Below are 14,479 nucleotides of genomic sequence, written 5' to 3'. Positions count from 1 at the left end.
CATTTTTTCTATGTCACGCTCATATCTTCTATGCCGTGTTCTATGCCATGGTCATATCCTCATCCATGACATGCCTTTAGACTGGACATGTATGGCATAAACATCCTCAATGGCTGGAGAGCATCATGTCAAACGCCACAACCGACACCATGTCAGGCACCACAACCGACGGACCCATCGCCGTCGCCATTCTGGGGGCCGGGCGGATAGCCCATTCCATGGCCGCCACCGTGCGGGCGATGATGGCCGACCCTCGCTATTCGCGCCTCGTGTCCCTGTATGCGGTCGCCTCGCGTGATGACGACCGCGCACGCGAGTTCGCGGACCGCTACTCCATACCCGTCTCCTACGGCTCCTACGACGATCTTCTGGCGGATCCCCGCGTCGATCTGGTCTACATCGCCACGCCCCACAGCCTCCACGCGGAGCAGTCCATCATGTGCATGAGGGCAGGCAAGGCCGTTCTGGTGGAGAAGGCCTTCACGGTCAACGCCGATCAGGCCCGGGACGTCATCGCCGCGTCACGGGACACCGGCATGACCTGCGTGGAGGCGATCTGGACGCGCTTCATGCCCTCGCGCGGCATCATCGACGGGGTCATCTCTTCCGGCGTGATCGGTGAGGTCCAATCCATCGAAGCCAATCTGGGATATCCCACAACGGGCAAGGCACGGCTGACCGATCCCCGGCTCGCCGGCGGCGCCCTGCTGGATGTGGGCGTCTACCCGCTGAACTTCATCGACATGGTGATGGGAGGACGTCCGGTGGCCCGGATCGACACGACGATGTCCGCGTATTCCACCGGCGTGGACGCCCAGAACTCCATGACCCTGTGGTACGAGGACGGGACCATGGCCGCGGCCACCAGCTCGATGACCTCCGTGACGGACCGCATCGGATCGGTCCGCGGCACGGACGGCTATATCCTCTGCCGCAACATCAACAACGTCGAATCGATCGAGGTGTTCGACGGATCGCATCAGCTTGTGAGCACGCACGCGATCCCCGCGCAGCTCACCGGATACGAGTACGAGGTCGCCTCCACCGCGACGGCCCTGCGCGCCCATGCGATCGAATGCCCCGAGATGCCGCATGCGGACACGCTGCGCATGATGGAGCTGATGGACGATATCCGGGAGCGGTGGGGACTGCGATACCCGGGCGAGTGAAGCCGCCGCGGCACCACGAGTGAGTCCCGTACAGCACCATCGCTCTTCCTACAGCACCACCTCGAGCCGGCTTTCGGCGTCCTCGCGAACGCGGCTGACGGAGATGCGGGGACCGATCTGATCGCGAAGCTGGCCGACGTGCGAGATGATGCCGACGTCACGCGTCCTCGCTATGCCTCGCAGCACCTCCATGACCTCGTCGAGATAATCCTGCGACAGCGTTCCGAAGCCCTCGTCGACGAACAGCGTGTCCATCGCAGCGCCCCCCGCCTCGGCCCGGATGACGTCGGCGAGCGCCAGAGCCAGAGCAAGCGAGACGAAGAACGTCTCTCCTCCGGACAGCGTGGCCGGCTCGCAGGTCGTGTCGCTGCGGCGGTCGTACACCTCGATGGGCAGACCGGTCCGGCCGCCCGCACGGCCCTCGTGGTCGCCGAGCCGAAGCTCGTACACGCCGTCGTGGATGTCGCGAAGCAGGTCGTTGGCCCTGTCGAGCACGTCGCGGAAGCGTTCCGTGACCGCGTAGGTGACCAGGGTGACGCGCTGACCCTCGGCGTTGGGCGTGTTCCCGCAGGCGAGCAGGGCCATGTCCCGGATGGGGAGGAAGGAGGCCATCGCGTCGCTGAATGCCGTGGCGGCCTCCATGGCCCGGTGCCCGCACTGCTCCCGTTCCCCGTCCAGCCCCTCGGCGGTCTGCAACGCACGCAGGGCCAGATCGCGCCTCGTCTGGGCGTCGTCGACCTGACGAACGAGTGGCGCGAGGTCGAGGGACGCGAGGGTTTCATCGTCGACGTCCGCAACGCCACGGACGGCATCGAGAACGGATCCGCGGTCCGACGTATCGCCGGCATGGACGATGGAGACCGCCGTCCCCTCGTCATTCCTCCCACCGGCGTCCGCGTCCCGCGCGGCGTCAAGATCCGCCACGAAGACGGCATCCTCGGGATCCAGATCCGCCCGCTGCCTCTCCAGCACCTGGTCCGCGGACTCCACGGCGGAGTCCGCCGCGGCGGCCTTCTGCCGGTGCGCCTCGATGCGATGACGGCGCTCCTTGATCTGCCCGGAGTCCAGCACGGCCGCCATAGCAGCGTCAAGATCGGCGAACCCACTGGCTTTCAGGGCATCGGCGGTTTCAATGGCATCCCTGTCCACGCGACCGGCGACCTCCTCGTGCGTCGCCCGCAGACGCTCGACCTTCCGATCGAGTTCGTCATGTTTCGCCCGTCGCGTCCTGAGAGTTCGGGCGCGCCCGCTCTGCTCACGCGCCTCCTTGAGAGCCTCCTCGGCATCCTCGCGCTCCTTCCTGACGCCGTCGGCGCTGATGCCTTCGGCGGCTCCGGCGGCCGCATCCATCTCCTGCCTGACGGCGTCGAGACGAGCGTCGGATTCGGCCAGACGCATCCGAGCGGACTGAACGGTCTTCTCGGCCCTGTCGATGGACTCTGACTGTTTTCTGCAGTCGGACAGCAGTCGGTCCGGATCCCCGGCATCGTCGAGCCGCGCCGTCAGCTCATCCATGGCCTTGAGCGCATCCTCGACGGACGCCCCCTCGCAGGCGGCGTCCTCGGCGGCAAGCGCTGCGGTGGCCGTCGACAGGTCGGCGCGCGCCTTCTCCAGGTCGGCGAGAGCCTGGCCGGCCTTGCGTCTGAGGGAGGCGAGCCGCGACTTGTCGGGAGCGTCCTCGTCGGCGTCCACGGGATGGGGATGGTCGAGGCTGCCGCACACCGGACAGGGACGGCCGTTCTCCAGCATGGCCGCGAAACGCGAGGCGCCGGCCTCGTCGAAGCGCCGACGGGCCTGATCGTAGGCCTCATCGGCGGCGGTGCGGGCCGCGGCGGCGTCGGTCTCGGCCTTCCGCAGCCCGGCGACCTTCGCGGCCGCCGCATCCCGTGCCCGCGCATGCGCCAGAACGTCCTCCGCATGGTCATGGCGCTCCCGCAGATGGTCGCGATCAGCGATCAGCCGGGTGAGCTCCTCGCGCCGGTTCTCGATCTCCGTCGCCTCGGGAAGCGCCTCACGCGCCTTTCCGGCCTCGGCGACGGCAGTCTCCGCCTCGTCATAATCGGTCTGCGCCTTCGTCAGGGTTTTGCCGGCCTTCACGACGCGGTCAAGCAGGGCGGCGTGCCCATCGGCGACCTCCCGAGCCCGCTTCGCGGCTTCCTCCCCCGCCGCGGCGGCCACGGCCTCGGAGATAAGACGGTCAAGCTCGTCGGCGGTCTCGAATTCGCTGAGGCTCCTGCGCGCATCCTCGAGTCGACCGGTCAGGTCGTCGAGCTGGCTCCGGTCGGACTTCTCGCGCTTGCATGCCTCGGCGACGGGACGCGCCCGTTCGGCGTCCGAGCAGGCCTGGTCGTCCTCGGCGATGGCGGCGTCCAGCGCGTGAACGTCACGCGCCTTCCGCAACGCATCCCGTTTTCCCGCCGCCGCCTCGACGAGTGCGGACAGACGTTCCTGACGATCCCGGAGGGCGGACCACCGCTTATCCAGCTGCGTGGAGCAAGCGCGACGTCGGTCGATGAGCCGCCGGGAGTCCTCGGCCACGGCCTTCGCTGCGGCCGAGATGGCGTCGACGAGCTGCTCGGGTTCCAGATGCCCCTCGTCGACGTCTCCCGAATCATCCAGTCCCCAGAAGGCCGGCGAGTCGTGGCCGACGGGTTCGGCGACGGCATCCTGCGCGGAATCCCGTCCCGAATCCGCGTCCTCCGAATCCGCGGCCTCCATGCCTTCGTTCCCCGTGCCATCGTCCTTCGGACCCCCGTCCTCGGCGTCCTTGCGCAGCTCCGCGAGGATGGAGGCGGCGTTCCTCATGCCGGCCCCGACGGCCTCACGCAGCCGCGATCGAAGATCGTCGACCTTTCTGGATTCCTCGAGCCGACGCGCGTCCAGACTCTTCTGTATCTCCTCATACTCCTCGGCGGAGAAGAGATCGCGCACGAGCGCAGTGCGATCCTCGGGCTTCATGCGCAGGAACTCGGCGAAACGTCCCTGGGCGAGGATCACCGTCTTGGAGAACTGGCCTCGGTCGAGCCCAAGCAGCCGTTCGACCTCTCCGGTGACCTCGCGCACGCTGGTGGTCACGACGGTGGCGTGACCGGGCTCCTGGGCGTAGGTGAAATAGCGTTCCGCGTCGTTCCCGCCGTCGAGGCCGCCATCCATCGCAGCCGTCCGGGACTCGTCGACGAGCATGTCGAGTCCCCGGTCGAGGTGCAGCATCCTCGCCGAGGCGGGATTGTGCGTGACTCCCTCTCCACGTCGCTTCGCACGGTCGTAGTCGGGCCTGCGCAGGATCTCGTAGTAGTCGTCGCCGATCCGGAAGATGAGGTCGACGTAGGTCTCCTCGGGGCTTGCGCTCAGGAACCGCGAGCGGATGCGGCCGCGGCCGCCTACGCCGCGTCCGTCGGAGTTGCCGGAGATGCTGCCGTAGAGGGCGAAGGTGATGCAGTCGAGGATGGTGGTCTTGCCGGCGCCCGTCTCCCCGTCGATGAGGAACATATGCCCGGCGGACAGCGCGGCGAAGTCGATGGCGAACTCGTCGCGATACGGACCGACCCCCTGGAATCTCAGTGCGACGAGCTTCATCGGTCCTCATCCTTCCTCACGTCGGCGACGGTGTCGGCGAGCGCGCGGCGCTCCTTGTCCGTGGCGTCGCGTCCAAGCATGAAGCGCACGAAGCCGCCGAGAACGTCCATCTCGTCGCGGGCGGCGCCGAGGTCGGCCATGCGCCGGGTGCGGCCGACGTCATGCGCGTCGATGACGAACTGCTTTTCGAGGGCATGCGGATACCGGGCGTCGATCCTCCCGTAGATTCCACGCGGGAACTCGGGCGCGTGGACGATGACGGAGACCCACTGGTCGGCGTGCGCGTCGGCCGCGGGTCCGAGCACCTCGTCCGCGGTGCCCTCGACCTGTGCCAGAGCCGGTTCGCCGGAGTCCACGTCCACGGTCCGCGCGTCGTGGATGCGACCGCCGTCGACGTCGAGGATCACGACGCTTTTGCCGTTGCCGACGACGGGCGTCGCGCAGCGTTCGGAGAAGGAGTAGGCGAGCAGGGATCCGCTGTAGCGGGCGATAGGCGTGCGATCGAGGTGGAAGACGGAATCACCGTCCGCCAGATCGGGGATGGCGACCTTCTGGGGGCGGTGCAGATGGCCCAAAGCTAGATAGTCGAGGCCGCTATGGGAGAACAGGGCCGCGGGGACGCCGTCGACGCCGCCCACGGCAAGCGTGCGTTCCGAGTCGGAGGATACGGCACCGGTGACGAAGGCGTGGGCCATGAGGATGGCGGCGAGCGAGGGGTCGGCGGCACGGCGTCTGGCAAGGTCGGCGGTGACGAGTTCGAGAACGGCCCGCATCACGCCCTCATGGGTGCGAGGCACGTCGTGCCCCACCATGGCGCGCAGCACGGGTCGGGCGACGTCCGGGTCGAGGTAGGGCACGGCGTAGACGGCGAGGCTCCGCCCGTCGACGGTGATGACAACCGGCTCAGCGACGTCCTCGATGCGGCAGCGCATATGGACGTTGGAGCGCATCAGGGAGGCCGCAAATCCAAGTCGGCTGGCCGAATCGTGGTTGCCGGGCGTGATGACGACCTGAAGGGGATGGCCGTTGACCTCGAGCGCGCCCAAGGCGCTGAACGCCTCATCGAACACCTGCACGGACTCGTTGGACGGCCGGGGCAGATCGTACACGTCGCCGGACACGCACAGCACGTCGACGCCCTCGCTGACGATGAGCTCCTCCAGCCACCGGAACGCCCGGCGCTGATGGTCGAGAAGATCGATCCCCTTGAATCGCCGACCGACATGCCAGTCGGAGGTGTGCAGCACACGCATGTGGTTCCTTTCCGCCGTGTCCGCCGTGTGGTTCCACCTTCCGACACTACGCCGTCCCGTACTACGCCGTCCGACGACGCGACATCCGACACCGATATCCGACACCGATACATCCAACACCGCTACGGAATCGGATGCACCCGTGCGGATCGCCACGATGAGACGTATCCTGGTCACGTTGAATCGAGGGGATCACCGTGACAATGAGCGACAACACCCACATCATCACCGTGGTCGGAGCGGCCATAGTCTCGGACGGGCGCGTCCTCTGCGCACGACGTGGGGCCGGACGGCATCTTGACGGCTACTGGGAGTTCCCCGGAGGCAAGGTCGAGGACGGGGAATCGCAGCGGCAGGCCCTGCGACGCGAGATCCGTGAGGAGCTGCGATGCGAGATCACCGTCGGGCCGCTTCTGCGCACCTCCGTGCAGGCATACGATTTCGCGACGATAAGCCTGAGCGTGTTCCTCTGCCATCTTTCCGAAGGGTCTCCAACACTCACCGAGCATCGCACGCTGCTCTGGCTGACGCCCGACGAGATGCGCGGCCTTGATTGGGCCCCCGCAGATCGGGAAGCCGCGAAACTGATCATCACCGGATCCGTATCCGTCACCGAGTCGGATATGAACCACCCGGAAAGCCCCACCACGGCATCCGTCGAAGACGTCCGGACCACGCTTGCCCGGAAGGAGGTTCCACGGTGACGACGACGATGCCTCCCCTGCCCTCAGAGCCACTGTCCTCCGATCCCCTTCCTTCCGATCCCCCACCTTCCGATCCTCTGGAATCGTCCCTGATCGAGGCCATGATGTCCGGATTCGTCAACAGGGACGACAGAGCGGACGACGAACTCGAACCTGCGCTTATCGTCAACCATGACGGCAGGACCATGAAACGCGCGCTATCCAGAGAACTGGAGACCAGCGACGGTTTCGACATGTCCGTGGCCTTCATCAGCCAATCGGCGCTGCTGTCACTCAAGCAGTCCTTCATCGACTTCTCGTCGCGCGCCACGGCCTCGGGACGCATCGTCACCTCCACGTTCAACTACTTCAACTCTCCACGGGTCTTTCAGGAGCTGCTCAAACTCCAGGCGACCACCGGCATCACGGTCCGGATATGGGAACCAGCGGGCGAGCGCCGCCTGGATCGGGGATTCCCGTTCCACCCCAAAGGCTATGTGTTCATCCACCGCGTGGCAGGGACGTCGATGATCTCCACGTATGTGGGAAGCTCCAACCTCACATCGCATGCCCTGTCCTCGAACAGGGAATGGAACCTCAAGGTCAACTCCACCGATCGGTCCGCGATGTCCGACCAGCTTCGTTCCGAGCTGGACGCCCAGATCGCCGACACCGTCCCCCTGACGCAGGAATGGATCGACGAGTACGCGCGGACCTATGCCGAGCATGCTCCGGCGATGGCGCCGCGGACGGCGACCGACGGGAGCCGGCAACGACGAATCACGCCCAACGCCATGCAGGTGGAGGCGCTGCACAATCTGGCGGAGCTCCGACGTCGTGGGGAGGGGAAGGCGATCGTGATCTCGGCCACCGGTACCGGGAAGACCTATCTCGCCGCGTTCGACGTCAGACAGTTCGCTCCACGACGGGCGCTCTATCTCGTGCATCAGGAGCAGATCCTCGAAAGGTCGAAGGAATCCTTCCGTCAGGTCCTCGCCTCGCGCAGGCATGATCTGGGGACGCTTACGGGGCATTCACACGACTACGACGAACGGACGAAGGTGCTGTTCTCCACGATCCAGACGATGTCGCGCGACGACGTGCTGTCATCGTTCGGAGCGGCCGATTTCGATTACATCCTCATCGATGAGGTGCATCACGCCGCGGCCGGGACGTACAGAAAGATCCTCGACCACTTCCGCCCCCGGTTCCTTCTGGGCATGACGGCCACGCCCGAAAGGACCGATGGGGAGAACATCTTCGATCTGTTCGGCAACAACGTCGCCTACGAGATACGTCTGCGTCAGGCTCTCGACGCCGGTCTGCTCTGCGATTTCCATTACTACGGCGTCCATGACTGCGTCGACCAGCCGATTGACGACGGGCCGGAGACGACGGGCCCTCTTCGTGATCCGACCCTCACGCAGCGGCGGAAGGTGCCGGCCATGCTGTCCATCCTCACGAACGACGACCGCGTCAGCTACATCATCGACAAACTCGACCTCTACGGGCAGGCGGGGGTCCGCGTGCGCGGACTGGTCTTCTGCAGTCGGGTCGAGGAGGCGGAGGCACTATCGGACGCCTTCAACAAACGCGTCAACAGAGCCACCGGGAAGAGATACCGGACGACGTCGCTCAGCGGCTCATCCTCTCGGGATCTCCGGTCGGAGGGAATACGGGCGCTGGACTCGGGGGATCTCGAGTACATCTTCACCGTCGACCTGTTCAACGAGGGGATCGACATTCCGCACGTCAACCAGATAGTCATGCTCCGGCAGACCCAATCGAGCATCATCTTCACCCAGCAGCTCGGCCGTGGTCTCCGACGCGTTCCCGGCAAGGACTGCGTCACGGTCATCGACTTCATCGGCAACTACGCCAACAACTATCTGATTCCTCTGGCGCTGTACGGCAACACCGGTGACAGGGACGTCGCCCGCAGGAACATGCAGATCGACATGGTCGGAGGATGCTCCGTCAGTTTCGACCCCATCGCCAGGGAACGGGTCCTGCGGTCCCTGGACAACGCCGACCTGTCCGACATGCGAGCCCTGTCCGAGCAGTACCGGCGGATCCGCTACGAGATCAACCGCATCCCATCCCTTGTCGACATCGCGGCGCGGGATCCCTCTCTGGTATCCACAATGGCTCTCAAATCGAGGAACTATCTCGCCTTCGTCAGATCGCGGGAGTCCAGTCTGGGACGTCGTGCCGGTTCGACGTCCTTCGCATCGGCATTGGAAGCGACGACGCCCGCCCAGGATGGGGTTCTGACGATGCTGACGACCGTCATGCTCAAGGGCCTGCGCCCTCACGAGGCGCTCATACTCGCACGGTTGTGCGGAATCCTCGATGCCCCCGAAGGAACGGACGATGCCCCGTCATCGCCATCCCGCGACGCGCCGACGCCATCGTGGAGGAACCGCCGGGTCACCGCCGACGATCTCGCGTCCGATCTGGAGGGTCTTTTCCCGCTGTCCGACCGTTCGCCCAGACAGATCGATTCCGCGTTCCGGACCCTTGATCTCTCCTACTTCGTCGCAGGAAATCGGAAGCGTTTCGGAAGCACACCACTCGTGGCCCCGGATGGTGACGGAGGATACCGCATCTCTCCCGCGCTTTCTCAATGGCTTTCGGAAAACTCCACATTCGCGCGATTCTTTCTCGACACCATTCGCGCGTCGCTTCTCAATGCGCACGCCCTTCAGGACCATCTCGCACCGACATCGATCACGCCCTGCGGCTTCATCTACGGTGAGAAGTACAGCGTATTCGACGTGATGCGACTGTGCGGCTGGAGCGACGAACAGATACCGCAGAACGTGGGAGGATACCGGTTCGATCCGGAGACATCGACCATGCCGATCCTCATCAAATACGAATCAAGCCAATACGAGGACCGATTCCTGGACACCCGGCGCATCCGATGGGTGAGCAAAAACGGCAGAACGCTGCGTTCGCCCGAATACGTATGGCTGATGGACGACATCCGGGACGCGGCCCGCTGGAGGGGCTCCCACACCGTCCCGGTGTTCGTCCGACGCAGAAGGGAAACCCAGGAGACCACATACTATTTCGTGGGCATGGTGCGAAGCATCACGGACCTCCATGAGACATCGAACGCCGACTCCAGCGGGAAGCACTCCGGAATCGTCGTCTCCACGCTCACGCTTGAGCGGCCCGTGACGCCGGATCTCTTCGAGCATCTCACCGGCTCCCCGACGATCTGACCGACCGGACCCTGCCGGGGTGCCGCTATACGACCCCGCCATGCGATCCCGTCGAGCCACGTTTTCGTTCCGGCGTGCTTTCATTCCGGTCATGCGATCCTGCCCGCCATGCGATCCTGCTCGTCATGCGATCCTGCTCGTCATGTTCCCGCAGGAATCCGTCCCACCCCGGTCGCGCGTTCCCGTCCGGTTGTTTCCATGAAAGCAATGGCCCGACAATGGTGGAATACACGACGATGGGAGACAATGGAAACGCGGAAGAAACAGGGAACCGCGGGAGAAACAGGGAGCATGGGAACGGGGAATGCGGAGAACAAGGGAATGCGGGGAAAAGAAATGACCGATCCAACGAACGACGCGGCGCAGGAACCCGCCAGCGGCAACGGCAGCGCCAACAACGACAACGACATCGACAACGACTTTGATCCCGCGCGTGCCGACGCACACGACACCACGCGCGACACCTCAGACGATGCCGCACACAGCACAGCGGAGAATCCGACAGCCGTCCCCGACAACGATTCGACTCCCACCGAGGTGTTTCCGCACGTAGGCGGGCACGTAGACGGGCACGTAGACGGTTCCGCGGCCACGCCGGGATGGACGTCCCCGGAAACCGGGAACCTCAGCACCGGGAACCTCAACACCGAGGCGACCGAACCCCCCGCGCAAAGAACCCCCGTCCACGGAACCCGGGCGGTTCTGATCGTCTCCATCGTCGCGGTGGTCATCGTTCTGGCCATCGCGGCGGCGGCGACCATCATCCCCTCCGTCCGGAGCCAGCGCCGGCTAGCCTCGGCCTGCGATAACGCGGTGTCCTCCTGGAGCGAGTCGGTCGACGCCCTCACCACGCAGATCTCCCGGGCCGAGAAGATCCCCGGGCGCGTGACGGCGCTGGAGAAGGTGGCCGCGACTTCGGGATTCAGCGAATCGGCCGGCGGATCGGCGGTCATATCCGCGGTGACGAAGGCAACCGCGAAGGCGAAGTCGGCGATGTCCGCGAACACGTCCTGCTCGTCATGGCAGGATGTCACCCGCATCACGCGCGCGTCCTCCGCGGCATCCTCGGCCGCCACCACTCTGAGCGATTCCCTGACGACGTTCACCTCCTCCCTGCGATCCTTCGAGGCGGACAAGGCCCGATCCGCGCTGTCCGACGGCATGACGCAGGCGGATGCGGCGTTGACCGAAGCCCTGGAGTCCGGACGAAGCGCCCTGAGATCCGCCGAAGCGAACAATGACGGAAGCGCCGCAACAGCGGCCAGGATCACCGCCCTCAAGGCGTTGATCGCCACCGGTGAGAGCGTCCAGAAGGCCGCGCGCTCCCTCGGCTCGGACGCGACCAGCACGGCGATGCGCAACGCGATCGACTCCATGACCGACGCCACGTCCGATCTGTCGAAAGCCATCGCCGCTCTGGCCGGGCTCTGAGCCATGCCCTGCCCCTTGCGAGAAACGCCAACCATGACGGTCTCCTTCGGGTTATGGTGGTGGCACGCATCGGACGCGGGCCGGGCGATAGAACGGAGCGCCGGATACTGTCCGGCATCACTCTGACGACAGACGACAGACGACAGGGAAGGGATCCACAGTGGACGAGAATACGAATTCCTCCGACGACCGCGTCACCGATCCCTTCCTTGCGGACGATGCCGAGCAATGGAACGACCCCGACGAGCTTGACAACCTGTGCGCTCTCTCCCCCGTCGTCGCCAGCATCATGCGCATGCAATCGCTTGAGATGGATGGAGACTTCCCCGATGACCCGCGCGAGGCCGCGGCGGATCTGAGCGCCTTCGCCAGCAACGGCATCATCGGTATGGGAGGGCTGGACGGCCCCTGCTTCCTGTGGAACCACATGATCGCCGACATCGCCACCATGGACGATGCCCGGCGAACCGACTCCCCCGTCGCCCCGCCCGAGGACGCCGCCCGCGTCATGGACACGCCCATCAGATGGTATCTGGACGCCTGCGAATCGTCACCGGATGCGGACGCCGAAACCCACACCCCGCCCGTGTTCCACATGGACACGCAGGTTCTGGCCGGAGTCGACGCCGTCGTCGGGAACGCGCTGTCCAGCACGCACTGGCTGGACGCCACGCGGAACCTCGCGCTCGCCCTCGACACCACCATCGACTTCATCGGCAGCGTCAACGACGACAACAACGAGGTGTTCGACTACCTGCTGCATCTCATCCAGCAGATCCGCCTGTACATGACCTCCGTGGCCGAGCACGCCGACACCATCACCTCCATCCAGGCCATGGCCGTTCTCGTCGAGGCCGCCTGCGACGGCCCGATGCTTCTCAACCCGGTGCAGCTGATGCTCCTCGTCTCGTGCGGACTGCCGTTCGCCAAATGGGACGACACGCGCGTCATCGCCTACGATGCCCTCGCCCGCGTCACACGCGCCATGAAGGAGCTGTCCCGGGAGGCCGATCAGGATCCGACCAACCCCATGGTCATCACCCGCGCCGGGGAGACCCTCACCTTCCGCGATTGCGTGACCCGCGCGCAGATGCGGTTCACCAAGGCGGCGCTTCTTCTCAAACACGATCTTCTCCGCATGGCGGGCGACGACGACCAGGCCGACGCGATGCTTCTGGATCATCCGGCCATGGCCCCCTTGGCCGACGCCTACGCGGCCCGGCTCCTCTCCCAGGACAAATGGGATGAGCTCAGGCGGTTCAGCGCTCTCATGGAGCATGACCACCCCGACATGGATCCCCTTCTTTTCCCACCCGACCTCGTTCCTCTGGGATGGGCGTCCATCCAGGACATGGCGTTGGCGGAATGCGGATCGTTCGACGAGCTGTCCGCACGCTACCGTCGGCGCGTCATCGCGTCGGGACCGAAATCCGACGACCCCCATCTCATCACGGTTCTTCGTTCCATAAGCGGGCCACAATGGCCGCGGCAGGTCGAGCTGATCGTCCATGAATTCGAAGCGGAGGACGGCTGCGGCATGCGTGGTTCCCGCAACGGTCTGTACGAGCGTATTCTCATCGACAACCATCTGTGCGAACCCGCATGGCGCTATGCCAATCGCCACCCCGGCGCGAAGCTGACTCTGGCGCCCGTCTTCGCCCGGACGCATCCGCAGGAGGCGCGCGCCACGATTCTGGGTCGCGCGGGTCTGGCCGACGACTCGCTCCAGGGACTCAGCGACGGCACGATCAGCGACGGCACGATCATCCGCGCCATGCGACGCTACTACCATGCCTTCGGAAAGAAGGAGGCACGTGATCTTGCCGAGAGGATGCTTCCCCGCAGCGGAACACGCGCGCGCCTGTGCCAATGGCTCGCCGGATTCGTCAACTCCGGCAAGGACTGACGTTCGTCGAAGGGACTGGGGAAGTTCGGACATCGGGGTCCGGGGCTGAATGGATTACGGTATGTGGCGAGAAAGAAGGCGAAGGCATGACTGACGACCTGTCCCCCCGAAGCCCCCATACCGGAGACGACGATCCGGGTGAGTCGGGGGCCCGAACACACAGGAGAAGGACGGCGACCACGCCATTGCCAGAACCGGACGGACGCGTCATACCAGGAAGGTCACCCTACGCGACGTGGCCGAAGCCGCCGGCGTGGCTCCATCGACCGTCTCAGGAACGTTCTCACGTCCGGGAAGGGTTAGCAGCGCCACCGCGCAAAGGATTCTGACGATCGCCAACGACCTCGGATATCGCATTGACAACGTCGCTCCCTTTCGGACCGAGGAAAGCCTGAGCGCGCTGATCGGCATCGTCGTGGCCGATCTGAGCAATCCGGTGTTCGCCGACTACACAAGAAGCGCACAGCATGAGTGCCTGACCCAGGGGCTGGGTCTGCTGGTCATCGACTCCGAGGAGAACATGCTCATCGAACGGGACGCCATCCGACTCGCGCACCGCCATGTGGACGGGCTGATACTCGCATCCTCGCGCCTGTCCGACACCGGTATCCGAAAGCTTGCGGAGACCAAACCGCTCATAGCGCTGAACCGTTCCATCCGGGGCATCCGCTCGGCGGTCGCCGACGCCTCGGACGGTCTTCGGCAGGCCGTGGATTATCTGGCCTTGTGCGGACATCGGACGATCACCTATCTCAGCGGACCCGAATCCTCCTGGCAGGAGGGAATGCGGTGGCGGGCGCTGTCCGCGATCTGCTCCTCGACGGGTCTGAGACTACGTCGCATCCCGTCGGCGTCTCCGACCTTCGGCGGCGCGTACCGGTGCGGGGATCCCTTTCTGTCCTCTCCGACGACGGCGGTCATCGCCTACAACGACATGCTCGCCATCGGCTTCATCGCGGCCCTGCACGCCTCCGGCATATCCGTGCCCGCACAGGTTTCAGTCGTGGGGATAGACGACATTCAGTTCAGCTCACTGGTCACGCCCGCATTGACGACCATATGGCTTCCCCGCAGACAGGTCGCTGCGAAGGCGGTCGAGGAGCTCTCCGCGCGGCTGCATCACCTCCACGAGGGGAACCTCAGACCGGTGATACTGCCGTCGCGATTCATCCGGAGGGCCTCAACCGGTTCCGCACCCCAGACCATCGTCCATCAATAGGGGACGGAGCGA

8 protein-coding genes are annotated in these 14,479 nt (G+C 65.2%); 6 read left to right on the top strand and 2 right to left on the bottom strand.

Features of this window, described 5'->3' with window-relative positions; translation table 11 throughout:
* Positions 1 to 125: 125 nt before the first annotated feature.
* On the top strand, positions 126 to 1,169 hold the full coding sequence (locus BMIN_RS07590; RefSeq protein WP_022861648.1) for a Gfo/Idh/MocA family protein: 1,044 nt from the start codon (positions 126 to 128) through the stop codon (positions 1,167 to 1,169).
* Positions 1,170 to 1,217: 48 nt separating this feature from the next.
* Here BMIN_RS07590 and BMIN_RS07585 read toward each other — a convergent pair whose 3' ends face one another.
* Positions 1,218 to 4,745: an AAA family ATPase gene (locus tag BMIN_RS07585; RefSeq protein WP_022861649.1), complete on the bottom strand. Its 3,528-nt coding sequence runs from the start codon at positions 4,743 to 4,745 to the stop codon at positions 1,218 to 1,220.
* Positions 4,742 to 5,998, bottom strand: coding sequence for a metallophosphoesterase family protein (locus tag BMIN_RS07580; protein WP_022861650.1), 1,257 nt, complete (start codon positions 5,996 to 5,998; stop codon positions 4,742 to 4,744). Before BMIN_RS07580 ends, BMIN_RS07585 begins: the two co-directional genes overlap by 4 nt.
* A 203-nt stretch (positions 5,999 to 6,201) precedes the next feature.
* Here BMIN_RS07580 and BMIN_RS07575 point away from each other — a divergent pair, with 203 nt between their 5' ends.
* The 5 genes from BMIN_RS07575 to BMIN_RS07550 all read left to right on the top strand — a co-directional run bounded on the left by BMIN_RS07575 (position 6,202) and on the right by BMIN_RS07550 (position 14,467).
* Positions 6,202 to 6,702 carry a (deoxy)nucleoside triphosphate pyrophosphohydrolase gene (locus tag BMIN_RS07575; RefSeq protein WP_022861651.1) on the top strand — a complete coding sequence of 167 codons (501 nt, stop codon included), beginning with the start codon at positions 6,202 to 6,204 and terminating at the stop codon, positions 6,700 to 6,702.
* Positions 6,703 to 6,803: 101 nt separating this feature from the next.
* On the top strand, positions 6,804 to 9,911 hold the full coding sequence (locus BMIN_RS07570) for a DEAD/DEAH box helicase (RefSeq protein WP_051126448.1): 3,108 nt from the start codon (positions 6,804 to 6,806) through the stop codon (positions 9,909 to 9,911).
* Positions 9,912 to 10,247: 336 nt separating this feature from the next.
* Positions 10,248 to 11,342, top strand: a complete 1,095-nt coding sequence (locus BMIN_RS07560; RefSeq protein WP_034886363.1) for a hypothetical protein — start codon at positions 10,248 to 10,250, stop codon at positions 11,340 to 11,342.
* Between the two features lie 160 nt (positions 11,343 to 11,502).
* Positions 11,503 to 13,248, top strand: a complete 1,746-nt coding sequence (locus tag BMIN_RS07555; RefSeq protein WP_022861654.1) for a hypothetical protein — start codon at positions 11,503 to 11,505, stop codon at positions 13,246 to 13,248.
* A 235-nt stretch (positions 13,249 to 13,483) separates the two neighbouring features.
* Complete coding sequence (locus tag BMIN_RS07550) at positions 13,484 to 14,467, top strand: LacI family DNA-binding transcriptional regulator (RefSeq protein WP_051913508.1); 984 nt, start codon at positions 13,484 to 13,486, stop codon at positions 14,465 to 14,467.
* Positions 14,468 to 14,479 lie beyond the last annotated feature (12 nt).

The sequence above is a fragment of the Bifidobacterium minimum genome, from assembly GCF_000741645.1.
GTDB lineage: Bacteria > Actinomycetota > Actinomycetes > Actinomycetales > Bifidobacteriaceae > Bifidobacterium > Bifidobacterium minimum.
The sequence above is the reverse complement of the archived record's forward strand: the minus strand, read 5'-3'. Positions and strand labels throughout refer to the sequence as shown.

What these genes read in the sequence shown, in the direction of transcription:
- BMIN_RS07590 (WP_022861648.1), top strand. Translation starts at nt 126, where the DNA reads ATGTCAAACGCCACAACCGACACCATGTCAGGCACCACAACCGACGGA.
- BMIN_RS07585 (WP_022861649.1), bottom strand. Translation starts at nt 4,745, where the DNA reads ATGAAGCTCGTCGCACTGAGATTCCAGGGGGTCGGTCCGTATCGCGAC.
- BMIN_RS07580 (WP_022861650.1), bottom strand. Translation starts at nt 5,998, where the DNA reads ATGCGTGTGCTGCACACCTCCGACTGGCATGTCGGTCGGCGATTCAAG.
- BMIN_RS07575 (WP_022861651.1), top strand. Translation starts at nt 6,202, where the DNA reads ATGAGCGACAACACCCACATCATCACCGTGGTCGGAGCGGCCATAGTC.
- BMIN_RS07570 (WP_051126448.1), top strand. Translation starts at nt 6,804, where the DNA reads ATGATGTCCGGATTCGTCAACAGGGACGACAGAGCGGACGACGAACTC.
- BMIN_RS07560 (WP_034886363.1), top strand. Translation starts at nt 10,248, where the DNA reads ATGACCGATCCAACGAACGACGCGGCGCAGGAACCCGCCAGCGGCAAC.